The sequence below is a fragment of the Dyadobacter sp. CECT 9275 genome (assembly GCF_907164905.1).
Classification (GTDB): domain Bacteria; phylum Bacteroidota; class Bacteroidia; order Cytophagales; family Spirosomataceae; genus Dyadobacter; species Dyadobacter helix.
Window position 1 is genome coordinate 1,040,355 of record NZ_CAJRAF010000002.1, and the last position, 21,873, is coordinate 1,062,227.

The 21,873-nt window shown below is 46.1% G+C and carries 23 protein-coding genes; 7 read left to right on the forward strand and 16 right to left on the reverse strand.

Going from position 1 to position 21,873, the window contains the following annotated elements; genetic code table 11:
- Positions 1–205 precede the first annotated feature (205 nt).
- Positions 206–529: a HigA family addiction module antitoxin gene (locus tag KOE27_RS12330; protein ID WP_215239185.1), complete on the reverse strand. Its 324-nt coding sequence runs from the start codon at positions 527–529 to the stop codon at positions 206–208.
- 15 nt (positions 530–544) lie between these two features.
- Complete coding sequence (locus KOE27_RS12335) at positions 545–823, reverse strand: type II toxin-antitoxin system RelE/ParE family toxin (RefSeq protein WP_215239186.1); 279 nt, start codon at positions 821–823, stop codon at positions 545–547.
- 181 nt (positions 824–1,004) lie between these two features.
- On the opposite strand from KOE27_RS12335, the gene KOE27_RS12340 reads away from it, so the two are divergent.
- The gene (locus KOE27_RS12340; RefSeq protein WP_215239187.1) at positions 1,005–1,253 is read left to right on the forward strand and encodes a hypothetical protein; all 249 of its coding nucleotides are present in this window, start codon (positions 1,005–1,007) and stop codon (positions 1,251–1,253) included.
- Positions 1,254–1,786: 533 nt separating this feature from the next.
- Entirely contained in the window at positions 1,787–2,050 is a 264-nt protein-coding gene (locus KOE27_RS12345) for a dihydrofolate reductase family protein (RefSeq protein ID WP_215239188.1), read from the forward strand.
- Between the two features lie 130 nt (positions 2,051–2,180).
- Here KOE27_RS12345 and KOE27_RS12350 read toward each other — a convergent pair whose 3' ends face one another.
- The 3 genes from KOE27_RS12350 to KOE27_RS12360 all read right to left on the reverse strand — a co-directional run bounded on the left by KOE27_RS12350 (position 2,181) and on the right by KOE27_RS12360 (position 4,849).
- A complete protein-coding gene (locus tag KOE27_RS12350) occupies positions 2,181–3,206 on the reverse strand; it encodes an LLM class flavin-dependent oxidoreductase (RefSeq protein ID WP_215239189.1) in 1,026 nt (341 codons plus the stop codon).
- Positions 3,207–3,459: 253 nt separating this feature from the next.
- Complete coding sequence (locus tag KOE27_RS12355; protein ID WP_215239190.1) at positions 3,460–4,002, reverse strand: dihydrofolate reductase family protein; 543 nt, start codon at positions 4,000–4,002, stop codon at positions 3,460–3,462.
- Between the two features lie 64 nt (positions 4,003–4,066).
- The gene (locus KOE27_RS12360) at positions 4,067–4,849 is read right to left on the reverse strand and encodes an AraC family transcriptional regulator (RefSeq protein ID WP_215239191.1); all 783 of its coding nucleotides are present in this window, start codon (positions 4,847–4,849) and stop codon (positions 4,067–4,069) included.
- 615 nt (positions 4,850–5,464) lie between these two features.
- Between KOE27_RS12360 and arr the strand changes: the two genes are divergently transcribed.
- On the forward strand, positions 5,465–5,914 hold the full coding sequence (gene arr / locus KOE27_RS30040; protein ID WP_406566867.1) for an NAD(+)--rifampin ADP-ribosyltransferase: 450 nt from the start codon (positions 5,465–5,467) through the stop codon (positions 5,912–5,914).
- A gap of 76 nt (positions 5,915–5,990) precedes the next feature.
- Here the strand turns inward: arr and KOE27_RS12370 are convergent, their stop codons facing one another.
- The 10 genes from KOE27_RS12370 to KOE27_RS12410 form a co-directional block, all read right to left on the reverse strand.
- Positions 5,991–7,073 carry a PAS domain S-box protein gene (locus tag KOE27_RS12370; protein WP_215239192.1) on the reverse strand — a complete coding sequence of 361 codons (1,083 nt, stop codon included), beginning with the start codon at positions 7,071–7,073 and terminating at the stop codon, positions 5,991–5,993.
- Positions 7,074–7,243: 170 nt separating this feature from the next.
- Positions 7,244–7,768 carry a GNAT family N-acetyltransferase gene (locus KOE27_RS12375; protein ID WP_215239193.1) on the reverse strand — a complete coding sequence of 175 codons (525 nt, stop codon included), beginning with the start codon at positions 7,766–7,768 and terminating at the stop codon, positions 7,244–7,246.
- Between the two features lie 310 nt (positions 7,769–8,078).
- Positions 8,079–8,306, reverse strand: a complete 228-nt coding sequence (locus KOE27_RS12380) for a helix-turn-helix domain-containing protein (RefSeq protein WP_215239194.1) — start codon at positions 8,304–8,306, stop codon at positions 8,079–8,081.
- Positions 8,307–8,309: 3 nt separating this feature from the next.
- Complete coding sequence (locus KOE27_RS12385; RefSeq protein ID WP_215239195.1) at positions 8,310–8,846, reverse strand: DUF2975 domain-containing protein; 537 nt, start codon at positions 8,844–8,846, stop codon at positions 8,310–8,312.
- A gap of 367 nt (positions 8,847–9,213) precedes the next feature.
- The gene (locus tag KOE27_RS12390) at positions 9,214–9,654 is read right to left on the reverse strand and encodes a VOC family protein (protein ID WP_215239196.1); all 441 of its coding nucleotides are present in this window, start codon (positions 9,652–9,654) and stop codon (positions 9,214–9,216) included.
- 169 nt (positions 9,655–9,823) lie between these two features.
- The gene (locus KOE27_RS29850; protein WP_255573762.1) at positions 9,824–9,949 is read right to left on the reverse strand and encodes a hypothetical protein; all 126 of its coding nucleotides are present in this window, start codon (positions 9,947–9,949) and stop codon (positions 9,824–9,826) included.
- Between the two features lie 134 nt (positions 9,950–10,083).
- The gene (locus KOE27_RS12395; protein ID WP_215239197.1) at positions 10,084–11,085 is read right to left on the reverse strand and encodes an NADP-dependent oxidoreductase; all 1,002 of its coding nucleotides are present in this window, start codon (positions 11,083–11,085) and stop codon (positions 10,084–10,086) included.
- A gap of 88 nt (positions 11,086–11,173) precedes the next feature.
- Positions 11,174–11,944: an SDR family oxidoreductase gene (locus KOE27_RS12400; protein WP_215239198.1), complete on the reverse strand. Its 771-nt coding sequence runs from the start codon at positions 11,942–11,944 to the stop codon at positions 11,174–11,176.
- Between the two features lie 65 nt (positions 11,945–12,009).
- Entirely contained in the window at positions 12,010–12,747 is a 738-nt protein-coding gene (locus KOE27_RS12405; RefSeq protein WP_215239199.1) for an SDR family oxidoreductase, read from the reverse strand.
- A gap of 247 nt (positions 12,748–12,994) precedes the next feature.
- A complete protein-coding gene (locus KOE27_RS12410) occupies positions 12,995–13,585 on the reverse strand; it encodes a TetR/AcrR family transcriptional regulator (RefSeq protein WP_215239200.1) in 591 nt (196 codons plus the stop codon).
- Positions 13,586–13,993: 408 nt separating this feature from the next.
- Between KOE27_RS12410 and KOE27_RS12415 the strand changes: the two genes are divergently transcribed.
- The 4 genes from KOE27_RS12415 (at position 13,994) to KOE27_RS12430 (ending at position 20,665) form a co-directional block, all read left to right on the forward strand.
- Positions 13,994–14,602, forward strand: coding sequence for a YdeI/OmpD-associated family protein (locus KOE27_RS12415; RefSeq protein ID WP_229252753.1), 609 nt, complete (start codon positions 13,994–13,996; stop codon positions 14,600–14,602).
- 77 nt (positions 14,603–14,679) lie between these two features.
- Complete coding sequence (locus tag KOE27_RS12420; RefSeq protein WP_215239201.1) at positions 14,680–15,003, forward strand: DUF6660 family protein; 324 nt, start codon at positions 14,680–14,682, stop codon at positions 15,001–15,003.
- Between the two features lie 88 nt (positions 15,004–15,091).
- Positions 15,092–19,411: a CusA/CzcA family heavy metal efflux RND transporter gene (locus KOE27_RS12425; RefSeq protein ID WP_215239202.1), complete on the forward strand. Its 4,320-nt coding sequence runs from the start codon at positions 15,092–15,094 to the stop codon at positions 19,409–19,411.
- 3 nt (positions 19,412–19,414) lie between these two features.
- Complete coding sequence (locus tag KOE27_RS12430; protein ID WP_215239203.1) at positions 19,415–20,665, forward strand: efflux RND transporter periplasmic adaptor subunit; 1,251 nt, start codon at positions 19,415–19,417, stop codon at positions 20,663–20,665.
- Between the two features lie 101 nt (positions 20,666–20,766).
- Here KOE27_RS12430 and KOE27_RS12435 read toward each other — a convergent pair whose 3' ends face one another.
- Positions 20,767–21,870 (reverse strand): mannonate dehydratase, encoded by a 1,104-nt coding sequence (locus KOE27_RS12435; RefSeq protein WP_215239204.1) that lies wholly within the window; start codon positions 21,868–21,870, stop codon positions 20,767–20,769.
- Positions 21,871–21,873 lie beyond the last annotated feature (3 nt).

Here is a 21,873-nt window from a genome sequence, read left to right on the forward strand (position 1 = left end):
ATTATCCGGTTATCGGTGGACTGCCCGGTAATTGTCTCCAAAACTCCCCTGTACTGACATCTGCCCAGTTTCCTCGCAGTACCTGTTTAAATTTATACCGGTCCCTTCTAAGCATTGAAAGACTGTTCTTTATATGAATTTCATAATGAGTAATATACGGAATGACAACCTGTTGTTGCCGGGGCCATTCGTGGGTTATTCAAAATTACGCGGGTTGCAATGTCTTTGGCTCCCATAAAGCCCGGATATGTGAGGGATCAATACGCTTTCTGGCTTGGGCCAGGTCGTAGCTTTCCTGAACGGATAACCAGAACTCAGCGCCTGTGTTCGGAAATGCTGCTCCTAAACGGATGGCCATGTCAGGAGAGACGGCGGATTTCCCGTTGATAATAGCTGACAAAGTTTTACGGGTTGTCCCTAAAACCTGCGCTACCTGCTCGACGGTGAGTTTCTGTCCTGTTTCCTCCCGGATTCCATCAAGCGTTTCACGGATCAGTTCGCCCGGATGGGCTGGATCAAATAGTGCCATGATAAAAACTCCTGTTTAGTGATAGTCAATATAATCAACGTCTGCGGCGTTCTCTCCTTCAAATCGGAAGATTATCCGCCAGTTTCCCGACACTTTTACTGCATAAAACCCCTCCAAGTTTCCTTTCAGGGAGTGAAATGCATAGCCAACCTGGTTCATTTGCTCCGGGGATCTTGCCGCATCGAGACGGGTTAAGATCAACCGTATTTTAGTAACGTGGCTTTGCTGGAGCTTCGAGCGGTCGCCTTTGGTGGCATATAATTCCAACCCTTTGTGTCGGTAACTTATAATCATAACACCAATGTAACGTGAAACGTGCCACGTGTCAAGTACTTTTTTTGATTTTGACTATTTTTATGCCACGCACGCATAAACATAACAGAAAAACGCCCCAGATGTGTGGCCTATGGGTTATCCAGTCTTATCTGTTTAATTTTCCTTTAATAATGGTACTTTTGAGAAAAGGATATCCATCATGCAACAAACATTTCAGATAAATCCGGCCAACATCAACGCGCAAGTTATCGAGAATATTCTCAATACCGCGAAAGCCAAGTTTGGAAGCCGCCCGTTTCGGCTCATCATTGATGATGAGCCTATTGTCGCAGTGATTGACCAAAAGGAGCTTTATAAAAAGTCTTTGGAGCTTCGGGAATTATTCAAAGACGCAGTCGTCCCGCCAGGAGTGAATTTATCCGATTTAGCCAATGATGTGAATTTATGATCTACTTTGATACGGATGTTTTAATTCATTTTCTTATTTCTCAAGAACCCGATAAACACCAACAAGCAAACGTACTTTACGAAGCAGCCGCCCAAAAGGGTCTTTTTTTGTCTCTCTCTTGTGCCTTCAAGAAACGGCTTTTGTGTTGCACCGGCTAAATCAATCTCCGCAAAATATTGAGAGAATGTTAGCGACCTTTCTACCATCTCAACCTGTGGCATACAGTTTGGAAGAAATGAAACGGGGCATCGCCATTGCGAGACAGATAGGCTTCCCACATATCAATGATTGTCTACACCTAGCTATTGCCGAAACCCATTGCACAGAAATATACACTTTCAATAAGTCGGATTTAAAGCGTATTCAAAACCACTCCAAACTAAAAATTACTATTTTATGACCTGTTATTTTTCTGCAAAGTGGGTAAGCCTATCGGGATCTGATGCATGGATGCTGAAATACTGATTAAGAGATAGGATAAATAAGAATTTTGAAACGCGGGAAGGCCATCAAACCGGGGAAAATTGTTGTTGATGCCGGGCAGCCGCCATGCCGAAGAATTGCTCAAATTGAAACAGCAAGGAGGTAAGAAAATTTTAGTGGACAGTCTAAGCCTGTTCCCGGAACTGACAGTAGCCGGCCTTATTGATGAATTCCATATTGTTATCCATCCCGCGATTGTAGGCAGTGGAAGAAAATGGCTGGATGCCGACAGTCAGCAAAAACTAAACTTAAAGCTGGTTGATACTGTAACTTTTAAATCCGGATGCGTCGCACTTCATTATTTAAAACAGTAACCGCGTGACCAACAATCCATGAGTACCCGGAATGGCGGATACTCCAGAGAGCCATAGGGAGGGCTGAGGCAGTCATCGACAAAAGCGACCGCTCCCCAGTCCCCCACTCTCAACAGGCCGGATCCGCTCCTCATGGACGCCATCCCAGGCCCGGCGCAACATGCTCCAGAATCGCTGACAGTACATGGACGTTGTAATCAACTCCCAGCGTATTAGGTATGGTCAGCAGTATGGTATCCGCTTCCTGTATAGCCTCGTCCTTTGCCAGTTCTTTGATAAGCTGATCTGGTTCCGCAGCATAACTTCTGCCAAAAATCGCACGTTTATCTTGTTCGATCATCCCGATTTTATCTCCCCGGACAGCCTCCTGCCCGAAGAAATAGCGATCCTGGTCGTTCACCAGCGCAAAAATGGATCGGCTCACAGACACCCTTGGTTCCCGCTTGTGCCCTGCTTTTTTCCACGCCTCTTTGTACAACCTGATCTGCTCAGCCTGCTGCACATGAAAAGGCTTGCCGCCTTCATCGTACTTCAGGGTAGAGCTTTGAAGGTACATCCCGTTTTCGGCTGCCCACACAGCCGTAGCATTAGAAGCGGCACCCCACCAGATACGCTCCCGCAGTCCTTCCGAGTATGGTTCAATCCGCAACAGGCCCGGCGGGTTTGGAAACATCGGGTACGGATTGGGCTGCGCAAACCCTATACCTTTGAGCTTATCAAGGAATTCCAATGCCTTTCTGCGTCCCATATCGGCGTCGGTTTCTCCCTCCTCAGGTTCATATCCAAAATAGCGCCAGCCGTCAATTACCTGTTCCGGAGATCCCCTGCTGACTCCCAGCTGCAACCGCCCTTCAGAAATTAAATCGGCTGCACTGGCATCTTCCACCATATACAGTGGATTTTCGTAACGCATATCAATCACCGCAGTTCCAATCTCTATTTTGCTTGTCTTAGCACCCACAGCCGCCAGCAGAGGAAACGGTGACGCCAGCTGAGCCGCAAAATGATGCACGCGAAAATAAGCACCGTCCAGACCGATTTCCTCCGCAGCAACAGCCAGGTCAATAGATTGCAGCAGCGTGTCGCTGGCTGTTTGGGTTTTATAAGCCGGATGGCTGGACCAATGCCCGAATGATAAAAATCCTATTTTCTTCATTAAACGCAGTTCTGGCTCCTAATTTTTAAGAGTAAGTTTTTAGAAAAAATACATGCTTACAGCACATTGTAAAACCCGGAAAACGAATGCCTTCGCCTCCGAATCATCCCTTTTATCCCTGGCGGACAGTGCCCGAAGCAGCTTTTGAAGCTATGTAAAGATACAATCGATCACCGAAATGGCAAGGATAACTTTTGCTAAAAATGATATCTCTCAGGATTAAAAACCACCGAAAATTCAGAAACCCTCAGGATCAGTCTTCCTTCTTATTCACTTTATAATGCAGCGATACCAGGCCTGTAGAATAACTCTTGGTTTTTAAAAGCGTAAGCGGGATACGTTCATCTGATAAACCGAATAGTGGCCTGCCCCCTCCCAGTAGTATGGGATGCACCGACAGCCACAGCTCGTCGACAAGGCCTTCTTTCATCATCGCCTCGGTCAGTGTAGCTCCTCCGAATAACCAAATGTCTTTACCCGGCTGTTCCTTAATTCTGCGTGCTTCATCCATCACATCCTCGCTTAAAAGGACGGCCCCGCTTTTTACCGATCTTAAAGTTTTGGAAAAAACATATTCCGTCAATGCAGGCATACCCGGAATCACCTCATCCGGGTGATTTTCGGCATATTGCTGCGCCACTTCATAACTTTTACGACCGATAAAGATTGCATCTATACCGGTAAAGAACTCGTTCAGTCCATAATCCTGATCTGTAAAACACCAGTCAAATTCCCCATTGGGGCCCTCTATGTATCCATCCAGTGTGATCGCGAGGCCTAAAATTAATTTGCGCATATTGTTGTCATTTTTTTGTCAAAATTACGTCTTCCGGATTTCCCCGAATTGTACGAATCGGACATTAAAATAAAATATGGCTTGCGGTTGCGACCTTACCGGGAGAACAACCCGCATAATGCTTATAGTCGCGTATGAAATGTGCCTGATCATAGTATCCGCTCAGGTAAGCAACTTCAGTCAGCGAAACACAGGGATATTTTTCCAGATATTGAAGCGAGTTAATGAAACGGCAAACGCCCAAATATTCTTTCGGAGATAAGCCGACGCTCTGCTGAAATTTTCTCACCAATTGCCGTTGGCTGAGGCCGGTTTCTGCAGCAAGTTTACTGACTGTAACGGCACGGTGGGAGTGCTGTACCTGATTCAGGCAATAGGTCACCTGTAAGTCTTGTCTCCCGTATTTCAATTGTGCGAGCAAAAATTCCTGTACCATGGATATCCGTTTTTCATGATCCGGGAGGTCAGCCAGTTTCTCTTCCAATTCCGTTGCCATATTATTCCCTATGTCAAAAAAGTTTACCGTAGTATCCTTAAACAAATACATAGGCATCTGAACGAAAGGATATGCCATTCCCGGATGAAAACAGATAGCGAGACAGCCAGAACCTTTACGCATCTGAACCTCCGCAGGGCGGCTGATGCGACAGGAAATTATGCTGCGCCTGTAAAGTTGCCCGGCAATCATTGCAATCGGTGTGTCGGTATAGTTCAGAAACAATTCCACACAGGCGTCGGGTAATACACGAACCTGGCTCCAGTCTGCTTCTCCGTCACATTCCATGGTACATATAGACCTGACGTAAGGCTGCAACTGAGGAAGAATAGCATACAATTGAGTGCGCATAAGGCAAAAATAGAAATAGACCGGCACCCTGTCAAGGAGTTTTCTGTCATGAATCAAAAGGGTACTGAAGGTATCCTCAAACAATGGTCCATTTTACAAAGATCAGAATTCCCTGGCTGTTCATACAGGCTTCTAAGGCCGATTTAATATATTTGCCCTGCAAAGGAATACTTTTTTATAACAGCCATCATTATTTCTGAGAGCCCCTTTGCTTCGAAAAATGTGAGTATTTTGCAAAGCTAACTGTTGCCTGTAGTACTTCGGCGGCTCTTTCCGTAACAAATCGTTCTAACGGTCATTAACAGAAAAAACAATCAGCTCATGGAATTCAATCCTTCCAACAACGTAGTCAAACTGAGCCTTTTGGGAATGGGCATGGAGGAAAAAGGGAAACCCGAAGAAGCAATCAAACTTTTTCTTCAGGCCTGGAACGAAGCAACGGACGATCAGGAGAAGTTTATTGCTGCACATTATGTAGCACGGCATCAAAAAAATGCTTCAGATAAATTAAAGTGGTTGGAAACGGCTTTGCTGTTTGCATTAAACCTTAATAACGACGCGGTCCGGAGTGCTTTCCCCTTCCTATATTTAAACATTGCCAAATGCCATGAGGACCTGGGCAACCCTCTCAAGGCTGAGGAGCATTATGCCTTAGCGGCTTCGTTTAAAGATAACCCGTCAGACAAAGGTCCTTTTTATCATGGGACAAGAGCGGACCTTCGGGTGGGGGATTTGCTGACGCCCGGGGAGAATTCTAATTACAAGCCAGAGCTCAAAATGAATCACATCTATTTCACGGCCCTGGTTAATGGGGCAGGACTTGCCGCAGCCCTGGCGAAAGGCGAAGGTTCAGAGCGTGTTTATGTGGTTGAACCAACAGGAAGTTTCGAAAATGATCCCAATGTAACAGACAAAAAGTTTCCGGGAAACCCCACACGCTCCTACCGGTCACAATCGCCGCTGCGGATAATCGGGGAAGTGACAGACTGGGAAAGAATGGATCCGGAAGAACTTCGGAAATGGCGGGAAAGACTGGCTAATCACAAGGGAGATATTATTAACTGATTAACAAAAAAAACTGCGCTTGACCATGTCTCAACCAATACATATTAATCCAGCATCATAATTTCCAAGGTAAATTTTATGTCACTGGCAGGGGTAATAATCTTGTAACCTTGGTAAAACCAATAACTTCTAATTCATCATCGTGTATAGCAGTAATCAATATACTACCCCAGAAAAGTGATCCATCCTTTCTAACCCTAAAACCTTCACTTTTTGCAAAGCCAATCTTCTCTGCGGTGGCAATAAGTTTTTCTGGCAGGTTGTCTTCTCTATCCTCAATGGTATAAAAAATACTGAAATTCTTTCCAATGATTTCGTTTGCTTTATAACCTTTCAATATTTCTGCACCTTTGTTCCAGTTTTCTATATTTCCATTGCGGTCTAACAATAGGATTGCGTAATCTTCAATTTCTTCAACCATTTTGCTGAAACGGAGCGCTTTAATGTCCTTCTGCCCAAGTGTTTCATGAACAATATCACGAATGCGACTATCCAGAAGACGGGTTGCTTCCCTTATCATCTCAATCCATTCCGCATCTACTGTCTGAAAGCCACTTCGGACAAGCTCCACAAGTCCCATGATAGATGATAGTGGTTGGCGGATGCTATGAGATTGTATGAATGCAATTTTCCTAAGTGACTCATTCTTTGTCTGGATTTCCTCCAATTGTACTTTAAGAATTTTTTGACTCAGTTCCAATTCCATTAAATACACGATCTGCCTAGCCAGCGTCAATAATGTTTCTCTCTGTATTACCTTCAGATGACCGGGCTTAAAATCAAATAAGCAAAGAGTCCCAACATTCTGCCCATTGCCAAGTGTTAATGGTGCACCAGCGTAAAAGCGTAAATTTGGATCATTTACAACAAGTTCATTTTCGAAGAAACGTTCATCCTTAGTTGCATCTTCGACAACCATAAGATCATTATCCAGGATAGCATACTGGCAGAAGGATGTTTTGCGTGGCATTACCTCCGCATCGACCCCGGTTCTTACCTTAATCCAGTTTTCATCTCGACCAAGAAGGGTAATCAACGCAACTGGTTTATCACATAACTTTGAGGCCAGCTCAACGATCTCCTGGAATTCCCTTCTCACAAAGTCAATTTGTAAGAATGAATCGACTGATTCTAATCGCAGTTGTTCTTGGATAACCATACTCTCTTAAAATACTGTACTTGCCCGTGAAATTTACAATATCTCCTTAGGTTAACTTACCTTGGCTTTTCAAAAGAACAGGAAAAGGCAAACTATATATTTAAGACACCATAATATTATACAGATCCGTTTGGCCTTTACTTTAAAGTAAAAATATGTGCGCTTGTCTTTTATTCTGCTAATTTAAATCTCATCATAATATCCGTTTGCTCGTCTGCACCCAGCTTAAAAATATGTTTATCAAACGCAACGAAACCATTCTTTTTATAAAATCTGATAGCTCTTGGATTCATTTCCCAAACGCCAAGCCAAACATAATCGGCGTTCTTATGTCTTGCAACATCAATGGCCTTGTTATATAGTATTTGCCCAACACTTTTTCCCTGAAACTCCTTCAAAACATAAATACGTTCAATTTCAAGCGATTTGTCATCCTGTAATTCTGTTTGCGACTGTCCGAAGTTCAATTTTAAATAGCCAACCACATGGCTGCCGAGTACCGCAAAATAGAACTCCGCATCTTTGTCTGTAAGTTCAGCAGATAGTTTCTCAACAGAAAATCCATTTTCTAAATATTGAGACATATTTTCTTCTGAATTTTCAGCTGCAAATGTTTCGTAAAATGTTAGTTTACTAATTCTTTGTAGCTCGTCAACATCGTCAAGCCCTACTCTTTTAATTTCAATGTCTTTCATTCTGCGATGATGGTATTATCTCAATTGACTCCAAGCGCGAACGGGTACTGCTCACGCCTGGAATATGATATTTCACCCTAAGTATAAGTCTATTGTCCCTGGTTACTAATTTCGCCGGGAAATTTATCACCAATCAAATTCAGTTTAATATGATGCTCCAGATAAGCCTTTAGGCCATCCAATACGACTTATCTGTCTCAGCGTCATATTTTTCTGACAGTTCGTTATACTTTTTAGCCATCTTGAAGGTGAATTTCATTTGTTGATCAGGACTTTTCCATTAGTACAGAAAGGTTTTGCCAAACCGCTGTTAGCGATTTGTGGCTTTCTGTGCATCACTAACATATTCCAAAATATCACCGGGCTGGCATTGCAATACATTGCAAATTGTCTCCAATGTGCTAAATCTAATTGCCTTTGCTTTTCCTGTTTTTAATATGGAAAGGTTCGATAAAGTCAGCCCAACCTTTTCTGACAGTTCGTTCAGTGACATCTTTCTCTTGGCCATCATTACATCCAAATTTACTACGATTGCCACGACTTATACAGTTAAATCATTTTCATTTTGAATATCCACTCCTTTCTTGAAAATAGTCGCAATAATATAAATTATAGCTCCCATTAAAATAAAGGCCTGACTGTCTGTCCAAAATTGGTTCAAGCTGTCGGTAAAAAAAGTGCTATGTATTAGCCTTTCAGCCATCTGCCTGGCAATGGAACTGAATAATCCAATTGAAATAGTGTAATAGCTAATTTTAAAAATTTGGTCAGAAACAAAAGTATTGAACGGTTTTATTAAATCCATTGTGTGCATTAGTCTGATAACTATATAAAATAAGACGGCTTTCAAAATTGAAATTGATAGAATAAAGCTATAAATTATAAAAAAGGCCAATCTGTTGTCTTTATACATTTCAGTTAAGTCCAGTTTTTGATAAAGATTTTGGACAAATTCGGGGTTGAACAGACTGAAAAAGAAATTTACAACCAAGCCACCAGCTTCAATAGACAACCCGACAAATATTATCCAAGCCACCATATATAGGCTCCAAAATACGAAGTTGTTTGTTTTGGTCATGGTCAAAATTTTAAATTTATGCCATAAACATAATAAAAAATTATTGATAAACAATAAAAAAATATCCTTATTCAAAAAATTCTTTCCGCACCGCTGGTAGATGTATTCAAAGTCACTGAGTATTCAAGATTTGTCATTGAGAGTTGGAGATACAGTGTAAAGAGTAGGGACATTGGATCTAATTTTCATAGCCTTTCTACAACAACCTCTAAATCCATACTACAAGAAAATTTCGTCCGACTTTTCTTATCTATTTTCACTATAATATGCATAATTTCAATCAGTTACAAAAAAAATCAATACCCCAAAATTTCAGTAATTACGAGCAATGACTGAAGCGCCACCTATAACGACCGCCTTCTTTCGGTTAAATTGATCCGCCCTGATCCGGGTCAAACTCTACAATCCACTCGATACCATATTTGTCCCGGAACATTCCGGCATAAGTACCCCAGGGGCTGTCATCCATAGGCCCTTCAACCTCCCCTCCTGCTGATAAGCCACTGAATATCTGGTCGGCTTCTTCGCGGCTTTCGGTGCTTACCTGTATTTTAGACCGGTTTTCGTTTTCGTTTACCCGTCCCATAAATGCCGGCACATCGTTGGCGATTAATACAGTATACTTGCTGATCGGTAAACCAATGTACATGATTTTATTCGCTTCGCTTTCGGCCACCTGAAATTCAGGACCCGACAGCTCTTTGAAGCGAATGACCTTTGTAAACTCACCGCCGAAAACTGATTTGTAAAAAGTGAATGCTTCTTCGGCATTGCCATTGAAGTTGATCCACAGATTGATTGTTCTCATTATTTCATTTTTAGGTTTTTTATTTTCTTACTCTCCCCATTCAGTATTTCGTTTGTGAATATAATTGAAATTCCACTCTAGTCCACACACGTTCTGACAGTAAGGCCATTAAAGAACCTTTTCAGCACAGCGATATGTGCTGTGAACAGGCAAGAAACTTTTCAGCTAATTAGCGATACTTATACCAGACAATCACATCCGGACGCTGGTCAAAGAGATGGAGAATATAAAAAATGGAATTGTCAGAAAAGAAGTCTTTGCGAAGCCCCCCCCCTTCGGCCGTCGAATATAGCATAACAACCCATGTGACAATCAGAGCCAGTCGTTCAAGAATTGTATAAATGGGGCTCGTGTAGGATGAGCCAACGGCGGCAGCGTATCAAGCGGCATGATTCAATCCTGGGCAAACAGGGAAATAAAGGCCATAGTTTACTTCATTTTAACAACTACTTTCCCTTTCGCATGGTGACTTTCCACGTATTGCAGCGCCTGGTTTGTTTGTTCAAACGGATACACTCTGTCGACCACCGGTTTGATCACTCCAGATTCGATGAGCCTGGTAATTTGCTGTAACTGGCTCCCGCTCGCTTCCATAAACAGAAAGGAATAATGCACACCATGCTTGCTGGCTTTTCTGCGAATACCGAAACTGATCAGAGAGAGAATAATCTTGAAAAACCACGGTAAGCCTGCTTGCCTGGCAAAGTCGGCAGTGGGCGGGCCTGAAATGGATACGGCCTGTCCGCCCGCTTTGAGAATATTGATCGACTTTTTCAATGTACTGTTATCCTGGCTGTTCAGCACAAAATCGTAATCTTTCAGCACGTTCTCGAAATCAACCGTCTGGTAGTCGATCACCACATCGGCGCCGAGCGACTTCACCAGGTCGTTGTTCTTACTGCTGGTGGTGGTAGCAACATCAAGTCCTAAATGTTTGGCCATCTGGATCGCAATAGTACCAACGCCGCCGGAGCCAGCCTGGATAAACGCCTTCTGGCCTTTCTTTAATTGGGCCTTTTCCACCAATGCCTGCCATACCGTCAGGGCAACCAGCGGGATGGAGGCAGCCTCCACCATGGAAAGGTTAGCTGGCTTCAAAGCAGCGTCTGCTTCGTCAATGGCAATGTACTCCGCAAAAGTTCCGATCCGAAAATCCGCAGGGCGTGCGTACACCTCGTCGCCAACCTTGAATTTTCTCACGGCACTACCTACCTCCACCACCACACCCGCCACGTCGTGGCCGAGTACCAGCGGAAATTTATAAGGCAGAAACAGCTTAAACTCACCATCCTTAATCTTGGAGTCAAGCAAGTTCAGGCCTGCGGCATGGATTTCAACCAGTACCTCATTTTCCCTCACCACGGGCTTTGCCACATCTGTCAGGTGCAGTTTTTCATGCTTTCCGTATTTGTTGATCACAAACGCTTTCATGTTCTTTTTGTTTAATAAGTTCCAGAGGTTTTGCTTAGTATATATAAACCCTGATTCAGATCTGCTCCGATCTCTATGATCAGGAGGACTACGGTATTTTTATATTCTTGTAATGCTTTTTCGGATTTACCAGGCCGTAGGCAATGGCAGGCGCGAGCCGATTCAGAAAATAAATCGCGCGGGAATCACCTACACGAATGACATAGTTGTCCTTTTTCAGTCCATCGATTAGCGACCGTACCAATTTTTCCGGACTTATCTTTTTGTCCTGCCTGTCGGCAACCATATCGGTATCCACCAGCGGAGGAAGTAGTTCAAAAATCTTTACACTGCTGCCAATCGCGTCCAGATGAGACCGAAGCGATCTGGTGTAAAAAGACAGGGCAGTCTTGGAAGCCGAATAGGTCGCTTCCAACACAGAGGGCACAATGCTCAGAATGGAAGTTGTATGAATGATTGCCGCCTCTGGACGCGATTTGAGCATCTCCATAAACAGATTATTGAGCCGGATTACTCCAAAATAGTTGACCTCCATTTCATACACGGCTCCTTCCAGGTGCCGGTTGTCTGCTACGCCCAGGTTCACCGGCGGCACACCAACACCCGCATTATTGTACAGGATGTCAATCCCGCCCATTTCTCTGACCTTCTCGTAAAGGGCCTGTGCATCCTCCTCTTTGGATACATCACTGCACACTGTTACGAGCGACGGGTAGTCTTGCTTTGCAGTATTCAGCTTGGACGTATTCCGCCCTGTGACGATCACACGTGCGCCCTGCTGCAAAAACTGCTTTGCGGCTTCCAGGCCAATACCCGACGCCCCGCCGGTGATGAGGATGGTTTTACCTTGTATATTCATTGCTGATCTTCATTTTCTTCGTTGAAAACCGGCCCCACCTACCTCGGCGAGCCCAGCGCTGCCTACTAGGCTGCTTCCTCAGATGCCAGCTTGGACATCGCCTCCCCGACGGCGGCGGCGTACCTTTTGGTTTCTCCCACAGGAATATCGAACTGATTACCAGCCAACCCTGCAAACAGTTCATCGGCAACTTCACTCGCCGGAATACCATTTGCACCACCAATATAAGCTGAAAACTCTGTGTTGACCAACGGAGGGTATACTTCATATACCTGCAAGTTTCCCTGTTCCTGGTAGGTATATCTCAATGCCACCGTGTAGCTATGCAAGGCTGCCTTGGTGGCTCCGTACGTAGGCAGCAATTTGTGGCTTCCGTAAACCGCCAGCGAAGAAATGTTGACAATTGCAGCCTCCTCCTTTTGCAAAAGATGGGGAATCAACAGCTCATTGAAATGGACGATTGCAAAGTAGTTGGTATTCATTTCGATCTGCGCCTTTTCATACGCATTGGTTTGCTCACTCAGCAGGTAACCAAAAGCGGCTCCGGCATTGTTAACGATGATGTTCACATCCGGATATTGGGTTTTCAGTTCATCTGCTATACGAATTCTATCGGCCTCGACACTCAAATCGCCCTGTATCGCTTCGGCACCGTTTAGCTCGCCCAACGCCTTTTGAAGCCGTTCCCAGCTACGTCCATTGATGATGATTTTGTTACCTGCGGCCTGTAATTTTTTGGCAATGGCCAGGCCAATGCCTGCACTTCCTCCGCTGATGAATACGGTATTTCCTGTTGTCTTCATGTTGATTCAATTGTTATTTGTTATCCCGCCTGTGAATATTCTGATATAGCCGCCACCAGGCTTTGCGACGGCCTTAATGTTTTAAAAATGGATAGTCGGTATACCCCTTTGGCCCGGAAGTGTAGAAAGTGGTCTGATCCGGCGCTTTGAGCTGAGCATCCTTTTTGATAAGAACATTACGCATGTTTAATTTCTGTGTTGTAAATGCTTAAAATATACCTTTTAGTCTATTTTTGTGCAAAAAAAATTAGCTTTCATACCGTCCCAATTCCGCTTTCAGATCTTTGATCATATCCAGCATCGGCTTCACTGTCCCCATGATACGGCATAGCACAGTTGCTCCCTCTATGGCCGCCACCAGCTTAAATGCGAAGCGCGCCGGGTGCAGTTCTGCAGAAAACTCTCCGGCTTCGATCCCCTGCTGCAATATGCCCGCCAGATTTTCCTGGCCTGTCATCAATATAGCCGCCACCTGCTGTTTGATCACCGGAAAATGATCGTCAGCTTCCACCGCAGAATTAAAAATCGGGCACCCTCCCGGTATGTAAGTATCGAGCGGGTTTTTATAAAAATCCATAAACGCATGAATCTTAGCCTTCGCGGTTCTATGTCTCAAAACTTCCTGAGTCACCTTCTGAGTCAGGCTCTTCATAGAATGTGCGATAACCTGCTCCGAAAGATCCTCTTTCCCCGAAAAATGCCCGTAAATGCATCCCTTGGTCAATTGCGTTGCCGCCAGGACATCATCGATACTCACCCCGGAAATACCCTTTTCGTTGTAAAGCGGGGCTGCCTTTTCCAATATAAACTGCTTCGTTCTTTCGGCTTTGGTTAACATCTCCTGTTTTCTATTTTGCTATGCAAATATACTAAAAGGTATTTTTAATTTGCAAATAAAATATACTAAAAAGTATTTTTAATTTAAAAGATGAGACACCTACGTGCATCATTTTCGATGTATCTTCCTTATTGACAAGACAATGGAAGACAGAACATTTTTTTATAACGGTACGCGGGCCTCCTTCCTCATTTCCTTTCGGCACGCAGCTGAACAGGATCAGCCTTCAAGGTACCGGATAGCCATTTCCGGAATTGTGTTCCTGCCATAGTATTATCCGATACCGCATAGTTGCAAATAGAAAATGACGGAACAGACTACAAATTGTGGCTGTCACATCATTTTTATGCAGCTGACATACTGTTGTCAGCTGCACTCTTTTACTTTGCATGAACCAAACAACAGAGGATGAAAAGATCATTGACAGAGAAAGAAACCATCAGATTTTGTCCGGTAAACCGGGATGAATGGAGAGCATGGCTGGAAGAAAATCATGCTCAGGAAAAATCCGTTTGGCTTATCTATTATAAAAAGAATGCTTCCGGCAGGCTGCTGAGCTGGAGTGATGCGGTGGATGAAGCACTTTGTTTTGGCTGGATCGACAGTACCGCCAGGGGGATAGATAACGAGCGTTACATGCAATTATTCAGCCGACGAAAACCGAATAGTACCTGGTCCAAGATCAATAAGGCAAAAGTCGAGAGGCTCATCCATGCCGGACTGATGACACAGCCAGGCCTAGATTCCATTGAAATAGCCAAAAGGAACGGATCCTGGACCATCCTGGATGATGTGGAAGAGCTGGTCATTCCGGATGATCTTCAGCAAGCGCTGTCAGACAAACCCGGCGGAAACGCTTTTTTCCTGAAATTGAGCAAATCCGAGCGGCGTAGTTTACTGCAGTGGCTCGTAATGGCTAAACGGCTTGAGACACGGCAAAACCGTATACTAGAGATTGTGGCATGCGCTGAACAACAGATTAAACCGAAAATCATCCAGTGGAAAAAGCCTGAATAAACGTATGGATACAATTTAAAAGCTTTTCCTTTTTGACTACCTGTTGCACGTTTGTTAGTGGTACTTTTGTATCACTTATGAAGATCGGACTGGTCATACTGGCGTTTTACATTGGCTTCATATCCTGCTTTCCCTGCCAGGATGAAGCATTTGCACTCAGTTTTGAAAGCCATGCGACCATCCAGGCTCACGAAGACAGCCACGCGGAGGCGCTGATGGGCGACTTTTGCTCCCCATTCTGCATTTGTGCCTGCTGCTCCTGCGTGAGTATCCCACCCGTTGTTACCGCATTACCTCCGTTAGCGAAATCTGTTTCTACAGATCAGCTGGTTTTCCGTTATGTCCATTCTTTCGGACAAACCGGCCATACTCTCATCTGGCAGCCTCCCCGCCAGGTGTAACTTCCTATATTTCAGTTAAGTCTGCCTCTGCCCGCTATGACGGGTCACTGGCTGGCTGTGTCTGCACACTTTTTAAGTTATATTTCAAATGCTGGATAAAATCATTCATTTTTCTATCCACAATAAGCTCATTGTCGGCTTTTTTACGCTGGGGCTTATTGTATGGGGCACATGGAGCGCGTCCAACCTGCCGGTAGACGCAGTGCCCGATATTACCAACAACCAGGTGCAGGTTATAACCCTCACCCCCACATTGGCGGCGCAGGAAACCGAACAGCTGGTAACCTACCCTATCGAACAAAGTATGGCCAACCTGCCTGACCTGGTTGAGATGCGTTCCATTTCGCGTTTCGGGCTTTCGGTTATCACGGTTGTTTTTGAAGACAATGTCGATATCTATTTCGCCCGGCAGCTGATCAGCGAAAAACTGAAAGAAGCAGAAGGGAAAATTCCGAAAGGAATAGGCACACCCGAACTTGCTCCGGTAAGTACAGGCCTGGGCGAGATTTATCAATATGTAATCCACCCCAAAAAAGGCTCAGAAAACAAATACACCGCCATGGACCTGCGTACCATGCAGGACTGGATCGTGGCCAGGCAGTTATATGGTACCCGAGGTGTGGCCGAAGTGAACAGCTTTGGGGGGCTGCTCAAACAGTACGAGGTAGCCGTCAACCCTCAGAAATTGAAAGGGATGAACGTTACGATTACCGAAATTTTCAGTGCGCTGGCCAAAAATAATGAGAATACCGGCGGGGCTTATATTGATAAAAAACCGAATGCTTATTTCATCAGGGGCATCGGATTAGTATCATCCATCAGCGACATCAGGAATATTGTGGTCAAAAACGTCAATGGCATTCCGGTACTGATACGCGATGTAGCTGAGGTAGGTCTGGGCAATGCCGTCCGTTATGGTTCCGTAACCTACAATGGAGAGAAAGAAGTGGTAGGCGGTATTGTAATGATGCTCAAGGGTGCTAACAGTGCAGCTGTTGTGCAACTCGTGAAGGAACGTTTGGAAACGATCAGAAAATCACTTCCGGCGGACGTGGAGATTGAAGCTTACCTGGACCGTACCAATCTGGTTGACCGTGCCATCAGCACGGTCAAAACCAACCTGATCGAGGGGGCACTCATCGTTGTGCTGGTACTTGTTTTATTTCTGGGAAACCTCCGGGCAGGACTGATCGTAGCCTCTGCAATCCCGCTGGCAATGTTGTTTGCCCTCGGGATGATGCACGCATTCGGCGTATCGGCCAACCTCATGAGCCTGGGAGCCATTGACTTTGGTCTGATCGTCGACGGAGCGGTTATTATTGTAGAGGCAGTTTTGCGCCATCTGGCACTAAGGAGCGGGACGGCCAGGCTGACACAGGACCAAATGGACGAGGAAGTATTCCAGTCGGCGTCCAGGATCCGGAGCAGCGCTGCATTTGGCGAAATCATCATCATGATCGTTTACATCCCTATCTTATCCCTTGTTGGTATTGAAGGAAAAATGTTCCGCCCCATGGCGCAGACCGTTTCTTTCGCGATACTGGGTGCGCTGATCTTGTCGCTTACCTACATTCCAATGATGTCCGCACTGATCTTGCCCAAAACCATTTCCCGCAAAAAAACGCTGTCGGACCGTATGATGGAGATTTTTCACAGGCTCTATCAGCCTGTACTATTGTGGGCGATCCGTTTCCGGATAGTGATTATCTCAGCCACAGTGGTGGTGTTTGGTGTTTCGGTTTTCCTATTTTCCAAAATGGGAGGAGAATTTATTCCGCAGCTGGAAGAAGGTGATTTTGCCTTTCACTGTATTCTGCCCCAGGGTACTTCTCTTTCGCAAAGCGTTGAAACCTCCATGCAGGCCAGCCGGATTATCAAAACATTTCCGGAAGTAAAAATGGTCGTGGGCAAAACCGGGAGCGCCGAAGTCCCCACCGACCCTATGCCACCCGAAGCAACGGACCTGATGATCGTACTCAACCCCAAGGATACCTGGGCTCGTGCCAAAAGTTACAGCGAGCTTGCCTCTGAAATTGAGGAGAAACTGGAAGTGATCCCGGGCGTCTTTTTCGAAGCAAACCAACCCATCCAGATGAGATTCAACGAATTAATGACCGGGGTGCGCCAGGATGTGGCCATCAAGATTTTTGGTGAAAACATTGACACCCTGGCCGCCATTGCACCCAAAGTGGCACAGATCATACAGAATATTGAAGGTGTTACTGAGCCGCAGATCGAGCGGACCACCGGACTTCCCCAGATCACCATCGAGTACGACCGCGCCAAGATCGCCGGTTATGGTATGAATATAGAAGACATTAACAGGACCGTGCGTACTGCCTTTGCCGGAGAAGCCGCGGGGGTAGTATTTGAAAACGAGCGAAAATTCGACCTGGTCGTCAGGCTCGACAGTGCCAACCGCTCGTCGATCAATGACGTCAGTGATCTGTTCGTTGCCATGACCGACGGCACGCAGATCCCGCTCTCGCAAGTAGCTACCATTTCATTCAAGGAAGGCCCGGCGCAAATCAGCCGCGAAGACGGCAAACGGCGCATTGTAATTGGTTTCAATGTACGTGGCAGGGATGTACAAAGTGTAGTACAGGATATACAGGGCAAATTAACAGGCGCCCGGCTGTTACCCATCAGTTATTACTATACTTATGGTGGAACATTTGAAAACCTGCAAAAGGCTACCTCTCGCCTGCAAATCGCTGTACCCATTGCATTAGCCCTGATTTTTGTCCTGCTCTATTTCACATTCGGTTCTTTCAAAGAATCACTGCTGATCTACACAGCCATTCCAATGAGCGCGATCGGCGGTATATTCGCATTATTACTCAGAGGAATGCCGTTCAGTATCTCGGCCGGGGTCGGTTTTATTGCGCTCTTCGGCGTGGCAGTCCTGAACGGTATTGTACTGATCAGCACCTTTAATCAGCTGGAAAAAACCGGTTTTCATGATCTGGTTCCGCGGGTACTGGAAGGTACCAAAATCAGGCTCAGGCCGGTCCTGATGACGGCCACCGTAGCATCACTGGGCTTTATACCCATGGCTTTGTCTACTGGTGCGGGCGCTGAGGTACAGAAGCCACTGGCTACTGTAGTGATCGGAGGACTGATGACTGCCACCTTCCTGACACTCGTGGTACTTCCATTGCTGTACATCCTTTTTTCCAAACCGGTAAAAGGCCGTACCGGGGCGATGGCAGCGGTACTTAGCCTGCTCCTGTTTACAACAGGTGGTGCCAGCGCTCAGGATGATTTTCCTGTGACAAAGAGGGTCAGCATCAGCCAGCTTATGGATTTGACAAAAGATAACCTGGAATTAGAAGTAAACAAACAGGCCGTCCGGCAGAGCGAATTGCAAATTAAAAGCACAGGGCTGATGCCCAAAACAGGCTTTTTTGCCGAAAATGAAGACCTCCGCCCTACCGATAGCAGGGGTATCCTGAAAATTGGTGTTTCACAGAGCATCCCCTGGCCCGGTATTTACAAAGCGCAGCGTAACCTGTACCAGCAGCAACGGGAAGCGACGCAGACAAATGGCGCCTTGATCAGTACCAACGTACGCCGTGACGTGCGGAGCGTGTTTTATCAGCTATGGTATCTGCAGGACAGGCAAAAGCTGTTCAAAGCATTGGACAGCATTTATATTACCCTCCGGGAAACTGCCCTGATCCGGGCGCGCAAAGGTGATGTACCAGGCCTGGACAGCATCGCTGCCGACGCACGATCCAAAGAGCTCCAGGCACTTATCCATCAGACAAACACGGATATCCGGATACAACAAAGGGCGCTGATGCAACTCCTGAACACAAATACCGCCTTTCTACCCCCTGACAGCTCCCTTCAGAAATTGCCAATGCCCGTACCCGTGCAGGAAGGCTTACATCCCATGGTGCAACTGCAAAAACAGCATGTCGCCATTGCGGATGCAGGCGTGTCGGTGGCAAAAAACGAGAACAAACCCGATTTCTCCGGCCGTTTTTTTAGTCAGCGACTATACGGCCTAAACGATCCCTTCACAGGCTTTTCAGTAACGGCCGCCTTCCCTATATTGGGTGCGGGCGCTTACCATAACCGGGTAAAGGCTGCGCAGGCGGAGGTCAGCGTACAGCAGGCCCAACTTACCTACAGCGAACAACTTTACGGTACGCAACGGGCCCAGGCACAAGAGGAAGTTCTGAAAAACCAGACATTGCTCACTTACTATGAGCAGACGGGGCTTGCCCAGGCCAGCGAGATCATCCGCTCTGCGACGCTTGCTTACCGCCTGGGGGAAACTGGCTTTGCAACGCTTTCGCAATTCCTCACCCTGGCCATCGACATCAGGCGTAATTACCTGGAAAGCCTTCATGCCTACAATCAATCGGTCGTTCAGTTCAACTATTTTTTGAATCAATAAGAAATGAAAAAGCGAATCATTATCGCACATTTGCTCCTATCAGTACTCTGGCTGGCATCTTGTGTAGAGAAAAAAACTTCGGAAGAGGTTCCGAACGAAAAAGAAGCGCATGCTACAAAAGCAGAAAATCATGAGGCACAACATCAGAATACAAATACGGCAATACTCACCGAAATGCAGATGAAAAGCATAGGTGTTGAACTGGGGCTTATTGAACAAAAGGAGCTTACTGCGTCGCTCAAAGCCAATGGTACCCTGCGGGTTCCTAACCAAAACCGGGCCAATATCAACACACTGTATGCCGGTGTAGTACAGTCGATACGGGTGCAACCCGGGGACGCGGTGCGAAAAGGACAGATCATTGCCTCCGTTATCAATCCTGACTTTATGAAACCGCAGGAGGAGTATCTGGCCCTTATTGCCCGCCTTGAACTGGCTCAGGTGGAATATGACCGTCAGAAAGAATTATCTCAAAACAATGCCGGGGCATTAAAAAATTTCCAGACCGCCAACACAGAATTACAAACTTTAATTACCCGGAAGAACACACTCTGCCAGCAAATCCGGTTGATGGGTATTAACCCAACAGAGCTAAACAGTGGAAAACTGATATCCACCCTAACGGTTAAAAGTCCAATCTCCGGCGTGGTCAGCAGTGTAAGTGCCGAGCTGGGAAGTTATGTGGATCTTACCACGCCCATCGCCGAGATTGTAGACAATAGCCAGTTACATCTGGATCTTTTTGTTTTTGAAAAAGACCTTCCCAAATTGCGGGAAAATCAGCTGATCCACTTTACCTTGACCAACGCCCCCGGGCGGGAATTTGACGCGCAGATATTCTCGCTGGGCTCCTCTTTTGAAGGTGAAAGCAAGGCTGTATCAGTACATGCCAAGGTATTGGACAAAAAAACAGGCCTGATCGACGGCATGAACATAACAGCCATTGTAAGTCTTGAAAAAGCCAAAGTGCCCGCAGTTCCGACAGAGGCGATCGTCAGTTACCAGGGGCAGGATTTCGTTTTTATGGTATCGGGACTTCCTTCTGAAGAAACACTCAGTCACAAGCCAGGACGTGAGGATACGGCACAAAGCGTCACGTTTGAGAAAGTTCCCGTGGCAAAAGGTACTACCGATATAGGGTATACGGAGATTACCTTACTTAAACCTGTCCCCCTCAATACCCGGATTGTGGTCAAAGGCGCATTTTTCGTGCTGGCCAAGATGACAAATTCCGGTGACGAGCATGCACATTAATCCCGCCGGGGGTGTTTCTCGCAGAACACCCCCAACTTTAAGTTTCACTTTCGATCGTGAAACCAGGATAACCCATCAGGCATTCCAAATTGCGGTTCTGGCTATTTTTTCTTCACGATCCCTTCAATCAGTCCGCGCATGTAGCCGATCGCGAAAAGCGTGCTGATGTTGCTATAGCCCGGGTGTTCGTTGGTATCGCCGTACATGGTGGGGGTATGATCAGGCCGCATGGGGCCTCGGAAACCCATTTCGTAGTAGGTTTTCATCGCTTCATGCATATCCGTTTTGCCGTCGTCGTGGAAGGTTTCTTCGAAATTATTCCGATCGCCGCGGACATCCCTGAAATGAACGAAATGTATTTTCTTCCGGCTTCCGAAGTATTTGATCACCGACGGAATATCTTCTCCCATCGTGGCAAATGTACCCTGACACAACGTGATCCCGTTACTCGGGCTCGGTACAATCTCGATCAGTCTTTTGAATGCATCGGCCGAAGTCATGATGCGCGGAATGCCCTGGATTTTGTCTACCGGCGGATCGTCCGGGTGTAGTGCCAGTTTCACACCTGCCTTTTCCGCTTCGGGGACGACTGCTTTCAAAAAGTATTCGAGATTCTTCCACATGTTCTCCTTGGTAAAATCCCCGAACTCGGTCAGCGGTTTGTTTTTGACGTCTTCATAGTCAAACGCGCTCACCAACGCACCTCCACGCGACGGCCTGTCCAGCGTAGTACGTGCCCAGCTGATCACCGGCATCCAGTTGTAGCAAATGGTGTCGATCCCTGCTTTTGAGAGATTTTTAATCAGCTGGATAAAATTCCCGATCTCCTCATCCCGACCGGCCAACCCCAGTTTTGTCTTTTCATATAAAGCGGGCGGCCCCTCCACCACACGAAAGGTAAGTCCCTCGTTTTTCCAAGCGTCACGTACAGCTGCAACCGCCTCGTAAGCAAAGTTTTTGACATTGTTCAAACCCACCATTTTCGGATTAATACCGCCCACGGCACCGAGTACCTCCATCTGCTTCGACAGCTCGATGCGTTGCTTGTTCATCCCGAAAAAATGGGCAAGGCAGAATTGCATGCCGCCGTCCTTCACAAACGCAACAGCCTCTTTGGAAGGTTGCGCGATGGTATTGTTCCCGGAAACGGACAGCGCCGCCAGCGCGGCACTGTCCCTGATAAATCTTCTGCGTGATGGCTCCATGCG

What these genes read in the sequence shown, in the direction of transcription:
- KOE27_RS12330 (WP_215239185.1), bottom strand. Translation starts at nt 529, where the DNA reads ATGGCACTATTTGATCCAGCCCATCCGGGCGAACTGATCCGTGAAACG.
- KOE27_RS12335 (WP_215239186.1), bottom strand. Translation starts at nt 823, where the DNA reads ATGATTATAAGTTACCGACACAAAGGGTTGGAATTATATGCCACCAAA.
- KOE27_RS12340 (WP_215239187.1), top strand. Translation starts at nt 1,005, where the DNA reads ATGCAACAAACATTTCAGATAAATCCGGCCAACATCAACGCGCAAGTT.
- KOE27_RS12345 (WP_215239188.1), top strand. Translation starts at nt 1,787, where the DNA reads ATGCCGGGCAGCCGCCATGCCGAAGAATTGCTCAAATTGAAACAGCAA.
- KOE27_RS12350 (WP_215239189.1), bottom strand. Translation starts at nt 3,206, where the DNA reads ATGAAGAAAATAGGATTTTTATCATTCGGGCATTGGTCCAGCCATCCG.
- KOE27_RS12355 (WP_215239190.1), bottom strand. Translation starts at nt 4,002, where the DNA reads ATGCGCAAATTAATTTTAGGCCTCGCGATCACACTGGATGGATACATA.
- KOE27_RS12360 (WP_215239191.1), bottom strand. Translation starts at nt 4,849, where the DNA reads ATGCGCACTCAATTGTATGCTATTCTTCCTCAGTTGCAGCCTTACGTC.
- KOE27_RS12370 (WP_215239192.1), bottom strand. Translation starts at nt 7,073, where the DNA reads ATGGTTATCCAAGAACAACTGCGATTAGAATCAGTCGATTCATTCTTA.
- KOE27_RS12375 (WP_215239193.1), bottom strand. Translation starts at nt 7,768, where the DNA reads ATGAAAGACATTGAAATTAAAAGAGTAGGGCTTGACGATGTTGACGAG.
- KOE27_RS12385 (WP_215239195.1), bottom strand. Translation starts at nt 8,846, where the DNA reads ATGACCAAAACAAACAACTTCGTATTTTGGAGCCTATATATGGTGGCT.
- KOE27_RS12390 (WP_215239196.1), bottom strand. Translation starts at nt 9,654, where the DNA reads ATGAGAACAATCAATCTGTGGATCAACTTCAATGGCAATGCCGAAGAA.
- KOE27_RS29850 (WP_255573762.1), bottom strand. Translation starts at nt 9,949, where the DNA reads ATGCTATATTCGACGGCCGAAGGGGGGGGGCTTCGCAAAGACTTCTTT.
- KOE27_RS12395 (WP_215239197.1), bottom strand. Translation starts at nt 11,085, where the DNA reads ATGAAAGCGTTTGTGATCAACAAATACGGAAAGCATGAAAAACTGCAC.
- KOE27_RS12400 (WP_215239198.1), bottom strand. Translation starts at nt 11,944, where the DNA reads ATGAATATACAAGGTAAAACCATCCTCATCACCGGCGGGGCGTCGGGT.
- KOE27_RS12405 (WP_215239199.1), bottom strand. Translation starts at nt 12,747, where the DNA reads ATGAAGACAACAGGAAATACCGTATTCATCAGCGGAGGAAGTGCAGGC.
- KOE27_RS12410 (WP_215239200.1), bottom strand. Translation starts at nt 13,585, where the DNA reads ATGTTAACCAAAGCCGAAAGAACGAAGCAGTTTATATTGGAAAAGGCA.
- KOE27_RS12415 (WP_229252753.1), top strand. Translation starts at nt 13,994, where the DNA reads ATGAAAAGATCATTGACAGAGAAAGAAACCATCAGATTTTGTCCGGTA.
- KOE27_RS12420 (WP_215239201.1), top strand. Translation starts at nt 14,680, where the DNA reads ATGAAGATCGGACTGGTCATACTGGCGTTTTACATTGGCTTCATATCC.
- KOE27_RS12425 (WP_215239202.1), top strand. Translation starts at nt 15,092, where the DNA reads ATGCTGGATAAAATCATTCATTTTTCTATCCACAATAAGCTCATTGTC.
- KOE27_RS12430 (WP_215239203.1), top strand. Translation starts at nt 19,415, where the DNA reads ATGAAAAAGCGAATCATTATCGCACATTTGCTCCTATCAGTACTCTGG.
- KOE27_RS12435 (WP_215239204.1), bottom strand. Translation starts at nt 21,870, where the DNA reads ATGGAGCCATCACGCAGAAGATTTATCAGGGACAGTGCCGCGCTGGCG.